Annotated in this window: 20 protein-coding genes; 10 read left to right on the top strand and 10 right to left on the bottom strand. The window is 63.7% G+C overall.

Annotation, left to right across the window (positions count from 1 at the left end; translation table 11 throughout):
* The first annotated feature begins 210 nt into the window (after positions 1–210).
* Entirely contained in the window at positions 211–1,281 is a 1,071-nt protein-coding gene (locus tag V8J55_RS03680; protein WP_336444414.1) for a fused MFS/spermidine synthase, read from the top strand.
* Here V8J55_RS03680 and V8J55_RS03675 read toward each other — a convergent pair.
* Complete coding sequence (locus tag V8J55_RS03675; RefSeq protein ID WP_336444413.1) at positions 1,266–1,478, bottom strand: hypothetical protein; 213 nt, start codon at positions 1,476–1,478, stop codon at positions 1,266–1,268. The two genes, V8J55_RS03680 and V8J55_RS03675, sit on opposite strands and share 16 nt — an antisense overlap.
* 371 nt (positions 1,479–1,849) lie before the next feature.
* Here V8J55_RS03675 and V8J55_RS03670 point away from each other — a divergent pair, with 371 nt between their 5' ends.
* The 3 genes from V8J55_RS03670 (at position 1,850) to V8J55_RS03660 (ending at position 3,841) form a co-directional block, all read left to right on the top strand.
* Entirely contained in the window at positions 1,850–2,395 is a 546-nt protein-coding gene (locus V8J55_RS03670) for a cytochrome b (RefSeq protein ID WP_058538779.1), read from the top strand.
* Positions 2,396–2,725: 330 nt separating this feature from the next.
* Entirely contained in the window at positions 2,726–2,965 is a 240-nt protein-coding gene (locus tag V8J55_RS03665; RefSeq protein WP_152682483.1) for a hypothetical protein, read from the top strand.
* A 216-nt stretch (positions 2,966–3,181) separates the two neighbouring features.
* A complete protein-coding gene (locus V8J55_RS03660) occupies positions 3,182–3,841 on the top strand; it encodes a BON domain-containing protein (RefSeq protein WP_062185563.1) in 660 nt (219 codons plus the stop codon).
* A gap of 61 nt (positions 3,842–3,902) precedes the next feature.
* Here V8J55_RS03660 and V8J55_RS03655 read toward each other — a convergent pair whose 3' ends face one another.
* The gene (locus tag V8J55_RS03655) at positions 3,903–4,370 is read right to left on the bottom strand and encodes an NUDIX domain-containing protein (protein ID WP_062186925.1); all 468 of its coding nucleotides are present in this window, start codon (positions 4,368–4,370) and stop codon (positions 3,903–3,905) included.
* Between the two features lie 206 nt (positions 4,371–4,576).
* Between V8J55_RS03655 and V8J55_RS03650 the strand changes: the two genes are divergently transcribed.
* The 4 genes from V8J55_RS03650 to V8J55_RS03635 all read left to right on the top strand — a co-directional run bounded on the left by V8J55_RS03650 (position 4,577) and on the right by V8J55_RS03635 (position 7,092).
* Positions 4,577–4,750, top strand: coding sequence for a hypothetical protein (locus V8J55_RS03650; protein ID WP_156419645.1), 174 nt, complete (start codon positions 4,577–4,579; stop codon positions 4,748–4,750).
* A gap of 260 nt (positions 4,751–5,010) precedes the next feature.
* Entirely contained in the window at positions 5,011–6,564 is a 1,554-nt protein-coding gene (locus V8J55_RS03645) for a flavin-containing monooxygenase (protein WP_062185561.1), read from the top strand.
* 73 nt (positions 6,565–6,637) lie between these two features.
* Positions 6,638–6,928 carry a hypothetical protein gene (locus V8J55_RS03640; protein ID WP_336444412.1) on the top strand — a complete coding sequence of 97 codons (291 nt, stop codon included), beginning with the start codon at positions 6,638–6,640 and terminating at the stop codon, positions 6,926–6,928.
* Positions 6,814–7,092: a potassium channel family protein gene (locus V8J55_RS03635; RefSeq protein WP_336445701.1), complete on the top strand. Its 279-nt coding sequence runs from the start codon at positions 6,814–6,816 to the stop codon at positions 7,090–7,092. Before V8J55_RS03640 ends, V8J55_RS03635 begins: the two co-directional genes overlap by 115 nt.
* 30 nt (positions 7,093–7,122) lie before the next feature.
* On the opposite strand, the gene V8J55_RS03630 is transcribed toward V8J55_RS03635, so the two are convergent.
* The 8 genes from V8J55_RS03630 to V8J55_RS03595 all read right to left on the bottom strand — a co-directional run bounded on the left by V8J55_RS03630 (position 7,123) and on the right by V8J55_RS03595 (position 13,973).
* Complete coding sequence (locus V8J55_RS03630; RefSeq protein WP_238586766.1) at positions 7,123–7,863, bottom strand: ATP-grasp fold amidoligase family protein; 741 nt, start codon at positions 7,861–7,863, stop codon at positions 7,123–7,125.
* 333 nt (positions 7,864–8,196) lie between these two features.
* Positions 8,197–8,928 (bottom strand): VIT1/CCC1 transporter family protein, encoded by a 732-nt coding sequence (locus V8J55_RS03625; RefSeq protein WP_062185554.1) that lies wholly within the window; start codon positions 8,926–8,928, stop codon positions 8,197–8,199.
* The gene (locus tag V8J55_RS03620) at positions 8,925–9,299 is read right to left on the bottom strand and encodes an STAS/SEC14 domain-containing protein (protein ID WP_336444411.1); all 375 of its coding nucleotides are present in this window, start codon (positions 9,297–9,299) and stop codon (positions 8,925–8,927) included. The genes V8J55_RS03625 and V8J55_RS03620 overlap by 4 nt, the downstream gene beginning before the upstream one ends.
* Positions 9,287–9,844, bottom strand: a complete 558-nt coding sequence (locus tag V8J55_RS03615; RefSeq protein ID WP_062185550.1) for a hypothetical protein — start codon at positions 9,842–9,844, stop codon at positions 9,287–9,289. Before V8J55_RS03615 ends, V8J55_RS03620 begins: the two co-directional genes overlap by 13 nt.
* A gap of 72 nt (positions 9,845–9,916) precedes the next feature.
* Positions 9,917–10,570 carry a hypothetical protein gene (locus V8J55_RS03610; protein WP_062185548.1) on the bottom strand — a complete coding sequence of 218 codons (654 nt, stop codon included), beginning with the start codon at positions 10,568–10,570 and terminating at the stop codon, positions 9,917–9,919.
* Positions 10,567–11,634, bottom strand: coding sequence for a zinc-dependent alcohol dehydrogenase family protein (locus V8J55_RS03605; protein ID WP_062185546.1), 1,068 nt, complete (start codon positions 11,632–11,634; stop codon positions 10,567–10,569). The genes V8J55_RS03610 and V8J55_RS03605 overlap by 4 nt, the downstream gene beginning before the upstream one ends.
* Positions 11,635–11,723: 89 nt before the next feature.
* Positions 11,724–13,340: an MBL fold metallo-hydrolase gene (locus tag V8J55_RS03600; RefSeq protein WP_336444410.1), complete on the bottom strand. Its 1,617-nt coding sequence runs from the start codon at positions 13,338–13,340 to the stop codon at positions 11,724–11,726.
* A gap of 48 nt (positions 13,341–13,388) precedes the next feature.
* On the bottom strand, positions 13,389–13,973 hold the full coding sequence (locus V8J55_RS03595) for an NAD(P)H-dependent oxidoreductase (protein ID WP_336444409.1): 585 nt from the start codon (positions 13,971–13,973) through the stop codon (positions 13,389–13,391).
* 329 nt (positions 13,974–14,302) lie between these two features.
* On the opposite strand from V8J55_RS03595, the gene V8J55_RS03590 reads away from it, so the two are divergent.
* Together V8J55_RS03590 and V8J55_RS03585 are read left to right on the top strand one after the other, a co-directional pair.
* Entirely contained in the window at positions 14,303–16,177 is a 1,875-nt protein-coding gene (locus V8J55_RS03590; protein ID WP_062186924.1) for a PAS domain-containing sensor histidine kinase, read from the top strand.
* Positions 16,167–16,781, top strand: a complete 615-nt coding sequence (locus tag V8J55_RS03585) for a response regulator transcription factor (RefSeq protein ID WP_054733988.1) — start codon at positions 16,167–16,169, stop codon at positions 16,779–16,781. Before V8J55_RS03590 ends, V8J55_RS03585 begins: the two co-directional genes overlap by 11 nt.
* Positions 16,782–16,807 lie beyond the last annotated feature (26 nt).

Below are 16,807 nucleotides of genomic sequence, written 5' to 3'. Positions count from 1 at the left end.
GTTCGAGCAGCGGCAAAGCCAATGATCCCGGCCGCGGTGATCATGACCCCGACGGGGTTTGTCTGGCGTTCGGAGGCGACCGGCAGCCTGGCCTTCGGGCAATCGACACATCCTTGCGGGAAGTGCGCATGACGATATTCCTGATCATTCTCGTCTCCGTCTTGCTTCTCGCCCTGTTTATCGGCGTCACCATTGCGGGCGGACGATCGCATGATCGGCAGAACGAGCGCCGCGACCATGACAGATAGGTCCGCGGAAGATTTCGAGGTCGAGATCGCTTGCGAACTCGAAACAGGGGCAGATTGCCGGAGCATCGATCAAGCGGAAACCGAACTCGATCGCTTTCTCGATCATCTCGACGATATCGACCGCGAACAGCGTTATTTTGAACGATATGGGACCGAACATCATCGCGCGTCTCCGATGGAGCCGGGCGAACTCGCCGCCCCGCTCGTCTTCGAGCTGGGCAATATACGGAGCCTCCTCGCAAACTGGGCTTTCGTGCAAAGCGCGATGAGTATCGACGATCCGGACATGTTGATCCTCGACTATACGCGCCGGATGATGGGGTTCCTCCTGTTCCATCCCTCTCCGGGGACCATCGAGATCATCGGGCTCGGCGGCGGATCGCTGGCAAAATACTGCCACCGATATCTTCCGGAGGCGTCGATCGTCGCGGTCGAGATCGACCCCGACGTCATTGCGGTCCGGGAGCAATTCTTCATGCCGCCCGAGAGCGAGCGCTTCGAGATCGTCTGCGATGATGGCGCGGAATTCGTGAGGCGGGATACACGAAGCTGCGATGTCTTGCTTGTCGATGGCTTCGACAAGGACGGACAGCCTGCGCAGCTCTGTTCTTCAAGTTTCTATCGTGATTGCCATTCGCGGTTGAAGCCTGGCGGCATTCTCGTCGTCAACCTGTGCGATGATTACTGGAAGCACGGCTCTATCCTGGCTCGCATAAGAGAGCATTTCGAATGTACGATCGATCTTCCCATGAAGATAGGGATGAACCGGATCATCTTCGCATTCAGGGATGGGCGGCTCCCTTCGGATCCTGCCGCGCTATTGCAGACCGCCGGCGATCTCGATCGCATCCATCCGATATCCTTTTTGCTTTTGGCGAACGAAATATCGGACGGCATCAAATCGCGCGATGAAAGGCTTGGCGACAGTTTCGATAGCGACTTTCAGGAAGCGCAGTCGCTGTCGATCGCCTCGCTTTGGCTCGCGACAGAAATTGAGCATCTGCCGACAATCGACCCCTATATTCTGATCTGAATGGCCGTCTTGAGCACGCCGCATTGCCCGCATAAGGTCTTGGCGCGGTTATATTCCTCGCGCTGGCCGAGTTCGCGGGTTACGACATTGGCCTGGCTTCGAACCGACAGGTTCAGCCGATCGGTGACGCAGTCGTCGCAGATGGGCGAGCCACCGAGGTTCCCTATCAATTGTTCGATCTGTCCGGCTATCGTCATTCGGCGTGGCATGGGTCCGTCATAGTCGCGGAGACAGCACGAAGAAAGTGGCAGCCTATGGACGGCGGTGGTCGTTGCGTGGACCCACAGAAGTTGGCCAGCGCTTCCTCACGGGGTGGCGGAGAAACCTTGATCGGGCCGTCAGGGCTGCTTCTGTGCACTGTGTTCCAAAAGCCGCCTGGCCGCAAAGCGGTTCAAGAGCGGACGGTCCCTTTGCGGCCAGGTCATTTTGTAGCGGGGCCTTGACCGGTGTCAGGTCAGGGGTTGGCCCAAACGGGGTAAAAAGCTTACCGCATAGCGATCCGCGCGGATTGATGCAGATCAATGTAGCGAGAATTCATACAGGGCAATGTGATCGCAGGAGCGCCGCCATGACGATTGAGAAAAAATCCGATTCTTACAGTCGGCCATCGATAATCCTCCACTGGCTTACGGTGCTGGTCATCGCTGCGGTCTACGCCGCTATCGAGCTACGGGAATTCTGGCCAAAAGGCAGTGTGTCCCGTGAAGCGCTCAAGAACTGGCACTTCATGCTTGGACTATCCGTCTTCGGACTCGTCTGGCTCAGGATCATGGCGCGGCTCATATGGCCGGCACCAGCGCCTTTGGAAGGGCCGGGCTGGCGGAAACTGATCGCAAACGCCACTCACTTTGCTCTATATCTTCTGATGATCGGAATGCCGATCGCCGGCTGGCTCATCCTCAGCGCTGAGGGCAAACCCATTCCCTTCTTCGGTTTGGAGCTGCCGCCCTTGGCGGCCCCAAACCATGCACTGGCGGAAGAGGTCGAAGACCTCCACGGCCTGGGCGGCACAATCGGATATTGGCTAATCGGTTTCCACGCAGCAGCAGCATTGTTTCGCCACTATGTTCTAAAAGACAGTCTTCTCTTTCGGATGCGCTATGCTCGGATTTGAATGTCCGCGACCCGGTCGTTTCCTGCCATCCCATCTGGGTCAGCGGCGTACGTCCGCTTTTTGCGATCCGTGCCAAAAAGCGGACTGACCGCAGCCGGTCAGCTCAGGGCGACAAGGTGGCGGTCAACCCTTGCCTTACGGGAACGAGGGCGAGAGCGAAGGCGGCGGCGAACCCGATCTTGCGTCGGGAGACCAAGCATGGCTGGCCGAGCCGAAAATGCCTCCGCCGACGAGGGCTAGCCAAAGCAGCAGGTATGGATTCCAGGCCGTCGGGCTACCGCCCAATGCCGCACCGCAAACCTATGGCCGAGTTTGGCCAAGGTGCCGGTCATGAAGGTGACGCTGATACGGACCTCTCCGTCGCGGTGGAAGATCGTGATCGAGGCGCCCGCCCGACCTGAGAAACCCGATGGCATCGACAAATCCCGCCGGCCCGGCGAGGCAGAATGCCACTCTTCGAAAGCTTTTATCGTACCGGATCATGGAGTCTTCGATTGCATCGCCGTGCCGGCGATGTCTCTACGCCATTGTTCGGCGCGAGCGGCCATCATGCTTCCGTTCAGGGGCTGAGATCGAAAGCAGGAGCAAAAGTCCGGTTCTCTGACCGGAGCCTTTAAGCCGACCCATATTTCGCTGACGTACGATGCCATTGGAGGCAGGCGCTACCCTTACGGAGTTTTCCGAATTGGGCCGGTGCGCGGGGAAGGCGAAGATCTCCGAACCGAACCATCGGGTCCTGCCGGCCTTTGGCCGGGTTGCGACCTTCGGACGAAGAGGAGACAGATGATGTTGAAGAAGACAGACGGGCAGTTGCAGCGCGACGTGATGGACGAGCTCGAATGGGAGCCAAGCGTCGATCATGCGGATATCGGCGTCGCCGTAACAGATGGCGTCGTCACTCTCTCGGGTTACGTGAAAACCTATCCGGAGAAGATCGCCGCCGAGAAGGCGACGCGCCGCGTCGCCGGCGTCCGGGCGATCGCCGAAGAGATCAAGGTCCATTTCGCGTCCGAGCCCAAGATGGCCGATCATGAAATCGCCAGGCGCCTGCTCGACATGATGGCTTGGACGGTGTCGATCCCGACCGACAGGGTTCAGGTCAAGGTCGAGCGGGGCCGGGTGACGCTGAGCGGCATGGTCGACTGGGACTATCAACGCAAGGAAGCCTTCCGGGCCGCCAGCCGCGTTACCGGCGTCGCGGGCGTGAGCAACCTGATCGAGGTCAAGCAGCACCCGGCGCCCGCCGACGTGAAGGAGCGGATCGTTTCGGCCTTCAAACGCCAGGCCGATCTCGACGCCGCCGCGGTGACCGTGACCACCGAAGGGGGAATTGTGAAGCTCGGCGGCAAGGTCAGGGCATGGGCCGAGCGCGGGGTCGCCGAGAGGGCCGCATGGTCGGCGCCGGGGGTCACCCGGGTCGAGGATAATATCACGATCGCCCTTTGAGCGGAGCGATCCCGAAGATACGCTTTGCGGCCGCCCTCGAAGACGGGCGGCCGCTTTTGCGTCAGTGTCGAAGCGCCAGATAATCGGCGAGCCGGTCGACAAAAGGCTGCTGGCTTGGAAGTATCATGGCCGCAGCCTCCGCCGCCGTGAACCATCGCGCCGCGTCGATTTCGGGAAACGACTGGTACAGGCCGCTGCGCGGTGGCCACTCGATCTCGAAGCGATTGCTCACGACCGCAGTAGCATCGAGATCCTGCTCGAGCGCGAAGCCTTCGACGATCTTTCCGCCAGCCTGCCGGAGCGGGCCCAGCGGAACAAGCGTACCTTGCAGCGATATGCCAAGCTCTTCCTGAGCTTCGCGCAAGGCGGCAGCCTCCGCGTTTTCACCCGCCCCAATTCCTCCCTTCGGTATCTGCCAGGCGCCGCGGTCGCGCCCACGCCAATAGGGTCCGCCGGGATGGACGAGCAAGACTTCCGCGCTCCCGCCCTTCAGCCGATAAAGCAGTATCCCGGCGCTTCGCGCTATCACTGGCAGTCGCAGCTGTTTGTCGGCATCGATCCCCTCTCCCAATCATCGCTGCGAGCGGTTCTGCCCGCCAGTCTTCGGCGCCGCCGCGCAGCTATGGCTGAAAGGTAACGCGCCCTTCGTTCCCCGGCCATGTGCGGAATCTACGTATTTCGCGGTCTGACGCTTTCGCTCAATCTCTGACCACGCTTAAGGTGAAGGAGGCCAATATGGATATGCCCGATGTCGACAAGTCGCTTGCGAAACTCGGCGTGCCGCGCCGGATGCGCAAGAAGATCGGCCGCGTTTCGCGATCGCCCAAGCTTCGCGCGGCGGCGGCGCTGGTCCCCATTCTTACCGCTGGCCTCCTCGCGGCGCGCAGATTTGCACGCAAGGGGTCCTGAAAGTGGCGCCATCGAACCCCGAGGATCCGATTGAGCGTGACCGCGAGCACGCGGCTTCGCTCCGACTGTGGCTCGTCTATTTCGCCTTCGTCATTCTGGGCTCGGTCTGGTTCTTTCTCTTCCGGCTCTGACCGGCGCCGCCCACGCGGGTGCGGCAAATCCCAGAGCAGATGAGGCGACGGCCTGGTTGACCAAGGTCAATGACCTTTGCCGATGCGGTGTTCATGCCTTTCCAAAGATAGAAGTGAAGGGAGCTGTCGATGGCGGAAATCAGGCACCGAGGGCGCGCGAGCCAGCCCCGTCCAATCCATGTCGACGTGTTGATCGTTGGTGCCGGCATCTCGGGCATCGGTTCGGCCTATCATCTCCAGCAGCAGTGCCCGGGGAAGAGTTACGCGATCCTCGAGGCGAAACCGACCTTCGGCGGGACATGGGACACGCACAGATATCCCGGCGTGCGATCGGACTCGGACCTCTACACCTTCGGCTATCGCTTCAAGCCCTGGGTGGGCGCGCCGATCGCCAGCGGCGCCGAAATCCTCAAATATATGGGCGAGGTGATCGAGGAGAACGAGATCGGGGTCCATATCCATTATGGCCATCGCATTACCGCCTGCCACTGGTCGAGCGCCGCCAATCACTGGACGATAGAGGCGGTGCGCGCGTCGGATGGCGCGCCGGTTACCTTCACGGCCGGCTTCCTGTGGATGTGCCAGGGCTATTATGATCATGAGAAGCCCTATATCCCCGATTGGCCGGGACTTTCGGATTATGAGGGGCAGTTCATCCATGCCCAGCTCTGGGATTCGGCGATCGATTATGCGGGCAAGCGCATACTCGTCATCGGGTCGGGTGCGACGGCTGCGACCATCGTGCCGGCCTTCGCCGAAAAGGCGGCGCATGTGACGATGCTCCAGCGTTCGCCGACCTATTTCTACTGCAGCGAGAACAGGAACGAACTTGCCGATCGGCTTCGCGAGGTCGGAATCGACGAGCCCACGGTCCACCGCGTCGTGCGGGCACAGATCATGCACGACCAGGATCTGATGACACGGCGGTGCCAATCCGAGCCCGACGCGGTGTTCGAGGATCTGAAAGCGCTGATCCGGGGTTATTCGGGCGATCCCGACTTCAAATTCGAGCCGCATTTCACGCCGAAATACCGCCCGTGGCAGCAGCGGCTCGCCTTCTGTCCCGAAGGCGACATCTTCAAGGCGGCGACCCAGGGAAAGCTGACGGTCGTCACCGATACGATCGACCATTTTACTGCGACGGGTGTCCGCACGGTCGGCGGCGAGGAGATCGAGGCCGACATCATCGTGGCCGCGACCGGATTCAATCTGTCGGTGATGGGCGGGATCCCGTTCGATATCGACGGCGCACCCGTCGATTGGGCGAAGACGATCACCTATCGCGGGATGATGATGACCGGCGTGCCCAACCTTGCCTGGGTCATGGGCTATTTTCGCGCCAGCTGGACCCTCAGGGTCGACATGATGGGAGACTTTGTCTGCAACCTCCTCAACCATATGGACGACATCGGTGCGAGGAGGGTCGAGGTCGCGCTCAGGCCCGAGGATGAGGGCATGCAGATCCTGCCGTGGATCGAGGAGGATAATTTCAATCCGGGCTATCTGATGCGTGGGCTGGGCGCGATGCCGCGCCGCGGTGACAAACCCGAATGGCGCCACAATCAGGATTATTGGGCGGAGAAGGACGCTTTCCCGCGCATCGACCTGCGCGGAGCGGAGTTCGTCTATGACGGTGAGCGACCGGGGGTGTCCAAGCGGGCCACTACGGACGTTGCGGCCTGATGGCGTGGCCCCGCCGCAACATCGGCGAGGGGCATAGGCCTCCCATGATAGAGGCGGCCGCCCCGCGCAGTCCGTGACGCTCGCCCATCAGCTGGCTCTCGCCACGCTCGTCGTCGGCGTCACGGTCGTCGTGCATCTCGCCGGCCTGGCACTGTTGCTCGCCATTCTGCGCCGCTATCGGCGTGCTTCGCGGCGTTATCTCGTCATTCTTCTCAACGGCGGCGCGATCCTCGTCGCCGCCTTCGGGCTATTCGCGCTGCACTCGGCCGAAATCTGGATCTGGGCAGGCATTTACCAGCTGCTCGGCGCTTTCACAGACTTCGAGCAGCGCTCTATTTCTCGACATCGACCTATGTCACGATAGGCTATGGCGATCTCGTCCTGCCCCCGGGGCTGCGCGTCCTCGGTGCGATCGAGGGCGCGAGCGGTATCATCCTGATCGGCTGGTCCACGGCCTTCTTTTTCTCGATCGTCGATCGCATGAAACTCCTCGAACGCAGTTTGGATACCGATCATGGTGGCGGATGACCTAGCGGTGATGCTGACGCGGTGTGGCTGCTAGGCATAACCAATCGGTGCGGATGACACCGGATTTTCAGCCATGGCCGCGAGCCAGAGCGCGCCCAGTTCAAGGTCTATCCAGTCCGCGGCAAAGGGGTCGAGACCGGAACCCGGATAGAGACAATATTCCCCGAAATAGGGTCGACCCCCGATGTCGTAGAAGTCGATGCGAAGAAAATTCATGTCGCCGGCCAGCGTTTCGGCCGCCTCCAGCATCGCAGGCAGTGACGGTGGCGGGGGTGGTTCGTCCGCGGCCCTGACGAGCTGTCGCCAGCTACGGTCGTGAAGGATCCATCGATGCCGGCGGCCCCGCCCGAGATGGACCTGGACATGCGTTGCGGTGCCGCCGAACACATAGATCTTATAGTCGATCGGGAGTGGGAGCGCGCCGCCAAGAAGCGGCTCGGTGAGGATGCCGCGCGGAACGTCGCGATAGGCCCATTCGTCGAGCCAGCGCCCGTGGGGTCTGCGCTGCCAGCGGCGGGCTGTTCTGCGCAGTTGCTGCCATCGCGCGCAGTCGGGCACGGCCGTGATGACCCTATATTGATTGCAGCCGTGGCGCGACTTGATGATCGCGGGGGCCGGGAACGGGATCAGCCAGGGCAGGTCCGTGCCTTGCCAGAGCGTCGGCACGATCCACTCCTCGCCCAGCCGCGCCCCCGCCAAGCGCTTCGCCGCGATCTTGTCCATCATCTGGGTCTGGATCTGCGACCGATCGGTCAGCTTTCTAAGCTGCACAAGTTCGGTGAAGCGGGCGGGATGGTTCCAGTCGATGGGGCGGCCATGGCGCCAGCCATAGAGAAGACCGACGCGCTGCGCGGCGAGCAGAAGCCCCGATCAACGCCGGGTTGGGTCGGCGCGGCAGCGACTGCCGCGGTCATGTTGCTCCCGTTCCACTACGACCGGCGCCCGGATTTCCACATGCGTGCAGGGTGGCCCAAGCGGCCGGGAGCCGCACATGCTTCGATGGTTTGTCCGCGGCCGTCATGAAACAGGTAACCGTGCAGGTGCGAAAAGGCTGCCTCGCCCGATCATTTGTTCTAAGATCGGGGCGGGGTCCGCCCATGTCCGTCAGACAGCCGTGCCCACCAGCCGGCCGATTCCGGCCGTGATGGCCATCGCAAGCGCCCCCCAGAATATGACGCGTGCAACCGGACGGGCGGGCGCGGCGCCACCTGCAAATGCGCCGAGCCATCCCAGCGCGGCGAGGAACAGCAGCGACCCGATGGCTTCGAGTGCAACGATCCCTGTCGTCGGCGCCAGCGCGGCGACGAGGAGCGGCAGCGACGCGCCGGCGGTAAAGGTGGCGGCAGACGCCAGCGCCGCGGTGACCGGGCGCGCGGCCGTCATGTCGGTGATATGGAGTTCGTCGCGCGCATGCGTCGTGAGCGCGTCGAACGCGGTCATCTGGTTGACCACGATGCGCGCGGTTTCCGGATCGAGGCCGCGTCGTTCATAAATGCCGGCCAGCTCGTCGCGTTCAGCCGCGGGGTCGCTCGCCAGCTCTCTCTTTTCGCGGGCAAGGTCCGCCCGCTCGGTATCGGCCTGCGAACTGACCGACACATATTCGCCGGCCGCCATCGACATGGCGCCGGCAACGAGGCCGGCAACCCCCGAAACCAGGATCGATTGACGGGTGGCACCCGACGCCGCGACGCCGATGATAAGACTTGCGGTGGAGACGATCCCGTCGTTCGCGCCGAGCACGGCTGCCCGCAGCCACCCCGTCCGCGATACGAGATGGGCTTCGCGGTGATCGCCGCGTGCCGACGGCCAGGGACCGGGCAGAAGGGTGCCAGTCATCCGTCGCGCCCTTCGACCCACATCAGCGCCGCGCCGCGATCCTCGGGCTTGAACACCCTATAGCTGATATGCGGCAGAAGGGCGCTTTCGATCCGCGTGAGGGCCCGGATCCATAACTGGTTGGCGACGACCGCGACGCGTCCGAACCGGTCGAGCTTTGCGAAAAGGGGCGCGGCGCGCGCGATATGAGCGCCCATCCCGCTGATCTCGATACCGTCGATCGACCGCGTCTCTGCATAGACATGCACCGTCTCGTTCGCCGCCATCGTGGCGTCGAGCCGGTCCATGATCGAGGCCAGTTCTGCCCCGGTGATCTTGCCCTCTATACGGACGGCGAGCACGTCGTCGTTCGTTTTGATCATCTCGAACATGCCGGGGCCTTTCCGGTGACGCTCGCCAGCATCGCCGCGACGGCGAGCAGGTCGAGCGTGAGGCTTTGCGCCGCGGGGACGATCGAGGCGAACGGCCAGGCGAATCCGATCGCGAGCGATACCATCATGCTGACCGCGCCCGAGAGATAGAGCCAGCCGCGGCCCGCATGGCCCCGCACGAGGGCAAGCGTCAGCCGCGCCGCCGCGCCAGCGGCGAGAATACCCGCCATCGCCATGGCGGTATGATAACCCCCGAGCAGCGGATCGACGAACAGGATGATCGCCTGGACGAGGCAGGCGAGCGCGCTTGCGAGCCATAGCCGCCGGTCCAGCCGGTCATTGCAGGTCGCCGCCATGCGGCCTTGGACGAGCGCGGCGAACAGCATCGCGGCGACCAGCATGTAGATGGCGGCGATCGTCTCGAGGAAGGTGCGCGAGAGGACGAACAGGATGAGGAGGCACACCGCCACCCCGATCTCGAGCACCGAGATTTCCTTCCAGAGGCCGCTCTGCACGGGTCGGCCGGGCGCGTCGGTCGCAATCATTATCGTCTCCTTTGCGGAAATTGCGTCGGGAGCAGGCATAACGCCGTGCCGCAAGCGCCGCATTGCGGGATTCTACGGACTCGTCTGTTCCTCCGCTTCCGGTCGCGGTGACGCGGCGCGGGTCCCGGCGGCGATATCGTCGCCGTCCGCGGCCAGCAGCTCGCGGAACGCGGCGAGACGCGTCCGATACCCCTCGGCATCGCCGAATTCGAGAAACTCATAATAGCGCTGGTGCGGATCGCTGATCCTGAGCGCATGCTTGATCGGGCACCAATATTGCTCGGTCCGGCTTCCGATCTCGCGGGCGTAGGCGATCACGCCATTGGCATAGGCGCAATAGGCACAATTCAGCGCTTCGACCCAGTTGAGATAGGCGAGGCGACCCCGGTCGAACGCGATATAGTCGCGTCGCTCGACACGGGCGATCCCATAGGCGCGAAAACAGATGGCCTGGTAGACGCTGATCCAGATATCGAGCAGGACCAGCGGAAGCAGCATCGAGTAGATGACGGGCGCGGTGATGATGACACCGAAGGAGGAGCGGGCGAGAAACGCCCGCACGCTCGTCTTGAGTTTCCTCTGTTCGATCACGATGCCGCGTTCGAACTCGACGAGCCGGTCATGAACCCGGACGCCCAGCGCCCTTCGCCGAAATTCGATCTCGCGATCGAGTTCGACCTGCAGTTCGACGATGGTCCGCGCGATCTCTTTCATGCGCTGCGTCACGCTGCAGGCCTCGCCGTGCGCGGATCGTCGGCTTCGATGATGACCTTCAGTGCCTTGGTCTCGGCCGCCCGCGAGAAGACCTCATATGCGTCCATCATGTCGGCCATCGCAAAATGATGGGTGACAAGCTCTCCGGGATCCAATTGTTTCGCCTCGACCATCCGCAAGAGCTGCGGCGTCGAGACGGTATCGACCAATCGCGTCGTGATCGTGATATTGCGGGACCAGAGGTGTTCGAGGTGCAGGTCGGCCTTGGCGCCATGCACGCCGACATTCGCAATCGTTCCCCCGGCTGCGACAAGCAGCTGACAAAGTTCGAAGGTGGCGGCAACGCCGACAGCCTCGATCACCGTGTCGGCGCCGCGCGCATCCGTCATCTCCATCAGCGCCGCCGCGGCGTCGCGTGTGCCGCTGTTGATCGTGTCGGTGGCGCCGAACCGGCGCGCGATGGCGAGGCGCGCCTCGTCCAGATCGATCATGATGATCCGGGCGGGCGAGAAGAGCTGCGCCGTGAGCAGCGCGGCAAGGCCGATCGGACCCGCGCCGACGATCGCGACGGTCGATCCCGGCGCGACCTTGCCGTTGAGCACGCCGCATTCGAAGCCCGTCGGCAGGATGTCGCTGAGCATGACCAGCGCATCCTCGCCGGCCTCCTCGGGGATGGCATGGAGGCTCGTGTCGGCATGTGGGATACGAACATATTCTGCCTGCGTGCCGTCGATGATGTTGCCGAGGATCCAGCCGCCCGTCGTGCAATGCGATGGCATGCCCCGACGGCAATAGTCGCAGCGGCCGCACGCGGTTATGCAGCTGATCAGAACATGGTCGCCGGGCGCGAAAACGGTCACGCCCGTCCCGATGCTGTCGACGATACCGACGCCCTCGTGCCCGAGGATGCGCCCCGGTTCGCAGCTCGGGACATCGCCTTTCAATATGTGCAGATCGGTGCCGCAAATGGTCGTCCTGGTGATGCGCACAATCGCGTCGCCCGCGTCCTGCACCTGAGGCACCGGCCGCTCCTCGACGGCTTTCAGGCCGGGGCCGTTATAGACGAGGGCTTTCATGCGATGTCTCCTTTGTATGTGGCGGGGCGTCCGGACCTTTGTCTTGGCGGCCTCGATCGCGTGGAACCCGCCGGTTGCGAGGATTTTGTCTATGCCGCGCGGCGCCGCCGCTTCTGCTGGGAGCGCGCCGCCTCATAGTTGGCGAGCACCCGCCGCATCTCGTCGAGCGCCTTGCGCCGCCCTTCCTCGCTGCGGATGTGCGCGAGGTTGTGCTTCAGATTGGCGGCGAAATCGGCGTAGTCATTCTGCCAGTCTTCACCCGCGAGCCGGGCGATATCGACGCGTCCGGTCCGGATTCGCTTGGGCGGTGCGCCGGGGGCGAGCGCGAAAGTCTCCCCGATCGCCGGAGCGACGACGGCGAGGCGGGGCGTTTCGGATTGGACGAGCGTGCGCAGCGCTTCGATCGATTCGCTCTCGCCATGACCCAGAAAAAGTCCGCCACGGATCGGGTGACGTTCGCGTATCCATGCCGCGAGCTCGTCGCGGTCGGCATGCGCCGAATAGCTGTCGATGCGCCGGACGGCGGCGCGGACATTGATGTCCTTGCCAGAAATCCGCACGCGCCCGGCTCCGTCGAGGATGACTCGCCCGAGCGATCCGCGCGCCTGGAACCCGACGAACAGGATCGTCGACTGGCGCCGATGAAGATTATGCTCGAGATGGTGGCGGATGCGCCCGCCCTCGCACATGCCCGAGGCAGCGAGAATGATGGCGCCCGACACGCTGTTGAGGCGGATCGATTCGGCGACATCCTCGACATAGCGGATCGAGGGATGCCGGAAGATGTCGGCGCCTTCGACATCTTCGAGCTCGGCAGCATGGGCCGCGAACACCTTCGTCGCCTGGCTCGCGAGCGGCGAGTCCACGAAGATAGGCACATTGGGGATGCGGTTCGCGTCGGCAAGGCGCGCGAGATCGAGCAGCAGTTCCTGCGTGCGTTCGAGCGCAAAGGTCGGGATCACGAGATTCCCGCCCCTCGCGAGAGCCGCTTTGACTTCGGTTTCGAGTAGCGCGCGGCGCTGTTCGATCGAGAGTTTGGGCCGCGTGCGGTCGCCATAGGTCGCTTCGCATATGAGGAAATCGATGCCCTCCGGCGCTGCGGGATCGTCGTGAAACGCCTTGTTGTCGGGGCCGATGTCGCCGGAAAAGAGCAGATGCACCCCGCCGGCTTCCAGTTCGACCGAGGCCGAACCCAGGATATGGCCGGCGTTCCACAGCCGCGCCCGGAAACCCGGCGCGGGTTCGAACCATGTCCCAAGTCCGACCGGCTCGGCGAGTCGCCAGGCGCGAAGGCCATCGGCCTCGGTATAGAGCGGCTCGAACATCGCTTCGCCGGCGCGGTCATAGCGGCGGTTTCGGCGCGCGGTGTCGCTCTCCTGAATTCTCCCCGCGTCGGCGAGCATATATTCGAGAAGGTCTGCGGTGGGCGCGGTGCACCAGACGGAGCCGTGATAGCCTTCCTTCGCGAGCTTCGGTAACAGCCCGCAATGATCGATATGGGCATGGGTCAGGAGCGCGGCGTCGATCTTGCCGACCTCGAACGCGAACGCGCCATGGTTCAGTGTTTCGAGGCTTCGCGATCCCTGGAACAATCCGCAATCGATCAGGATTCTGTACTGCCCGAGCGTGAGTTCCATGCACGAGCCGGTGACGGTTCCGGCGGCACCATGGAATTGGATCGTCAGCGGCGTTTCGGTATTGGCCATGACTAGCTGCCCTTCTTTCGCGGATGGGATCGACGACCTTGCATCGGCTCAGCGGCCCGCCGCGCCATGTTCGGCCATTGTCTCGAGCCACATGGTGCGGTGCTTGGGATCGCCCTCGACATTGCCGACGATGCTGCGTTCGGTCGGCGCGATGCCGACAAAGCGCAGAATGTTGCGCTCGAGGCTGCGCAGGCTGTGCGCGCGGAAAAAGAAGCGGTAGAAAAGCGCGGGCATCCCCATCGTCACGACGATATGGGCCGTCCGGCCCTTGAGGCGTTTTTCGGGCAAGCCGTTCGCCTTGGGCGCGAACGCGAAGCCCGGGCGCATCACCTGTTCGAAGAAGCCCTTGAGGCGAGCGGGCAGGTCTCCGAGCCAGAGCGGGTAGAAAATCACCAGATGTTCGGCCCATGCAATATCGTCCTGCGCCTCGGCGATCGCGGGCGGAAGCGGACCTTCTTCCCACTCGGCGCGACTTTCGAGCAAATCGAACGAGAGCTCCGCAACCGCGATGCGGCGGACCTCATGACCCGCCGCCAGCGCCGCCGCCGCATAGGTATCGGCCAGCGCATGGACGAACCGTCCCGGATCGGGGTCGGGATGTCCGTCGATGAGCGTGATCCGTCTGGTCTGCATGTGACATCCTGAACGAAGGGCCGCTGCCGGATTTTAGCGCGGGAGCAATGGACCGCCGCGCGGGGCCGAGCTGGACGGGACGGGCGAGGCGCGACGATCCGCGTGCCGCTTTTGATATCGCGGGCGGGTTCCTCCTATCCGTAGATTCCCGCATGGGCGCACGGCGCACACCGCCCTAGCGAAGCGGGATGTCCCTTAAGGAACAATACGGATCGCGAACGCGCCGGGCGTTTCGCGCCCCGCCAAAAGCCGCTATGGACGGTGATCGGGGGAAGGCGCACCGCGAGGGCGGCGGCGCCTTTGCAGCGCGGGCGGAGGCCGCGCGGTCGATGTCGATGATACAACGTCCTTTTGCGATACGCCTGGCGCTGGCGCTGCTGTTTGTCGCTGCTGCGGCGCTGCTCCGCTATGCGCTCACTCCCTGGCTTGGCGGCAGTGCATCCTTCCTGCTTTTCGCACCCGCCATCCTTGCGGCCGCTTTCTATGCCGGTCCGATGGCGGCATCGATTGCGACCGCGCCAGCCCTTGGGCTTGGTCTCTATTTCGCCGGCTTCCGGGACGGCGGCAGCTATAATCTCGTCGAGGTCATAGTGTTTCTGGTCACCGCGGCCGGCATCGTCGCGCTCTCGCAAGCCTTCGAGCGGATGCGGCGGCGCGTGCATGAAAGCGACCATCGCGCTGCGCGGCGCGATGCCGAGGCGGCGCTGGTCGCCGAGGAACTCAATCTGCTCATCGACGGCGCGCAGGGGCATGCGATCTACCTGCTCGATGCCGAAGGCCGCGTGACGATCTGGAACAAGGGCGCCGAACGCCTCAAGGGCTGGCGCGAGGAAGAGGTTGTCGGCAAGGATGCCGCGATCTTCTATCCGCCCGACGCCGTCGCGGCCGGCAAACCTGGGGGCGACCTTGCCGTTGCGGCGCGCGAGGGACGTCTCGAGATGGAGGACTGGCGCGTCCGCAAGGATGGATCCGAGTTCCTCGCCGATGTCTCTATCACGGCGCTTCGCACCGCGGGCGGCGATCTTCGCGGTTTCGCCAAGGTCGTCTCGGACATCACCGGACGGCGCGCCGCCGAGGAGGCGCTGCGGTCGCAGGAAAGCCATCTCCGGTCGATCCTCTCGACGGTGCCCGACGCGATGGTCGTCATCGACGATCAAGGTTCGATCGTGTCCTTCAGCGCGGCCGCCGAGCGGCTGTTCGGGTATCAGGAGGCCGAGCTGCTCGGGGTCAATGTCAGCCGGCTGATGCCCTCACCCGATCGCGAGCGCCACGATGCCTACATCCGGCGCTTCCTCGAAACGGGGGAAAAGCGCATCATCGGCATCGGACGCGTGGTGTTCGCCGAGCGCAGGGACGGCTCGACCTTTCCGATGGAATTGTCGATCGGCGAGGCGTCGAGCGACAGTCACCCGCTCTTTACCGGCTTCATCCGCGACCTCACCGAACGCCAGCAGACCGAGGCGCGGCTCGAATCGCTCCAGTCCGAGCTGATCCATGTTTCGCGCGTCAGCGCGATGGGGACGATGGCCTCGACGCTCGCGCATGAGCTCAACCAGCCGATTACCGCGGTCACCAATTATGTCGAAGCGGTGCGCGACCTGCTCGCCAATCCCGATCCCGACGATATTCCGATGATCCGCGATGCGCTCGACGATACGGCGAAGGAAGCGTTGCGCGCAGGGCATATCGTTCGCCGCCTGCGCGACTTCGTGGCGCGCGGCGAGGTCGAGAAGACGATCGAGAAACTGCCGGTGCTCATCAACGAGGCGGCGGTGCTCGGACTGATGGGCGCGCGCGAGAAGAGCGTTGAGCCGCGCTTCGACCTCGATCCCTATGCCTCGCCGGTGCTCGTCGACAAGGTCCAGATCCAGCAGGTGCTGATCAACCTCATTCGCAACGCTGTCGAAGCGATGGCCGACAGTCCGGTGCGGCAGCTGACCGTCACGAGCCGTCCCGACCAGCGCGGCTTTGTCCGCGTGATCGTCGCCGATACCGGACCGGGCGTGACGCCGGAGGTCGCCGAGCAGCTCTTTACGGCGTTCGTCAGCACCAAGGCAGAAGGCATGGGACTCGGTCTCTCGATCTGCCGGACGATCGTCGAGGCCAATGGCGGACGTATCTGGATGGAGCCGCGCACCGGCGGCGGGACCGAATTTCACTTCACACTGGTGAGCGCGAAGGCGGAGGAAAATGATGTCGGATAGGAAGCTCGTGCATATCGTCGACGATGAGGAGGCGATCCGGCGGTCGGCGAGTTTCATGCTCAAGACCTCGGGCTATGCGGTCGAGACCTGGGCCAATGGCGCGCTGTTCCTGAAGGAAATCCGGCACGTGCCCGAAGGCTGTGTCCTGCTCGACGTGCGCATGCCCGAAATGGACGGGCTCGAGGTCCAGCAGGCGATGCTGGAGCGCGGGGTTACCATGCCGGTGATCGTCCTTACCGGGCACGCCGACGTCTCGATCGCGGTCCGGGCGATGAAGGCCGGCGCGGTCGATTTCCTCGAAAAGCCGTTCGAAAAGGCGGTGCTCATTGCCTCGATCGAGGCCGCTTTCGCCCGCATGGCGGCGGCCGATGGAGCGGTGGCGCGCGCCGCCGAGGCCGAGGTCGTTCTTGGCATCCTGACCCCGCGCGAGCGCGAGGTTCTCGAAGGGCTCGCGCAGGGACTGCCGAACAAGACCATCGCCTATGACCTCGGCATCTCGCCGCGTACCGTCGAAGTCCACCGTGCGAACCTCATGGCGAAGCTCGATGTCCGCAGCCTGTCCGACGCGCTGCGGCTCGCCTTCGCCGCAGGACTCGGTGCCTGAAATCTGCGGACATTACGTAACGACCG

Source organism: Sphingopyxis sp. CCNWLW2 (assembly GCF_037095755.1).
Taxonomy (GTDB): Bacteria; Pseudomonadota; Alphaproteobacteria; order Sphingomonadales; family Sphingomonadaceae; genus Sphingopyxis.
This window is presented reverse-complemented; position numbering and strand designations above follow the sequence as displayed.

Excerpts from the sequence above, each read along its gene's own strand:
- V8J55_RS03600 (WP_336444410.1), bottom strand. The coding sequence starts at position 13,340 with ATGGCCAATACCGAAACGCCGCTGACGATCCAATTCCATGGTGCCGCC.
- V8J55_RS03625 (WP_062185554.1), bottom strand. The coding sequence starts at position 8,928 with ATGACTGGCACCCTTCTGCCCGGTCCCTGGCCGTCGGCACGCGGCGAT.
- V8J55_RS03660 (WP_062185563.1), top strand. The coding sequence starts at position 3,182 with ATGTTGAAGAAGACAGACGGGCAGTTGCAGCGCGACGTGATGGACGAG.
- V8J55_RS03585 (WP_054733988.1), top strand. The coding sequence starts at position 16,167 with ATGTCGGATAGGAAGCTCGTGCATATCGTCGACGATGAGGAGGCGATC.
- V8J55_RS03670 (WP_058538779.1), top strand. The coding sequence starts at position 1,850 with ATGACGATTGAGAAAAAATCCGATTCTTACAGTCGGCCATCGATAATC.
- V8J55_RS03605 (WP_062185546.1), bottom strand. The coding sequence starts at position 11,634 with ATGAAAGCCCTCGTCTATAACGGCCCCGGCCTGAAAGCCGTCGAGGAG.
- V8J55_RS03675 (WP_336444413.1), bottom strand. The coding sequence starts at position 1,478 with ATGACGATAGCCGGACAGATCGAACAATTGATAGGGAACCTCGGTGGC.
- V8J55_RS03680 (WP_336444414.1), top strand. The coding sequence starts at position 211 with ATGATCGGCAGAACGAGCGCCGCGACCATGACAGATAGGTCCGCGGAA.
- V8J55_RS03665 (WP_152682483.1), top strand. The coding sequence starts at position 2,726 with ATGAAGGTGACGCTGATACGGACCTCTCCGTCGCGGTGGAAGATCGTG.
- V8J55_RS03620 (WP_336444411.1), bottom strand. The coding sequence starts at position 9,299 with ATGTTCGAGATGATCAAAACGAACGACGACGTGCTCGCCGTCCGTATA.
- V8J55_RS03615 (WP_062185550.1), bottom strand. The coding sequence starts at position 9,844 with ATGATTGCGACCGACGCGCCCGGCCGACCCGTGCAGAGCGGCCTCTGG.
- V8J55_RS03645 (WP_062185561.1), top strand. The coding sequence starts at position 5,011 with ATGGCGGAAATCAGGCACCGAGGGCGCGCGAGCCAGCCCCGTCCAATC.
- V8J55_RS03650 (WP_156419645.1), top strand. The coding sequence starts at position 4,577 with ATGGATATGCCCGATGTCGACAAGTCGCTTGCGAAACTCGGCGTGCCG.
- V8J55_RS03595 (WP_336444409.1), bottom strand. The coding sequence starts at position 13,973 with ATGCAGACCAGACGGATCACGCTCATCGACGGACATCCCGACCCCGAT.
- V8J55_RS03590 (WP_062186924.1), top strand. The coding sequence starts at position 14,303 with ATGTCGATGATACAACGTCCTTTTGCGATACGCCTGGCGCTGGCGCTG.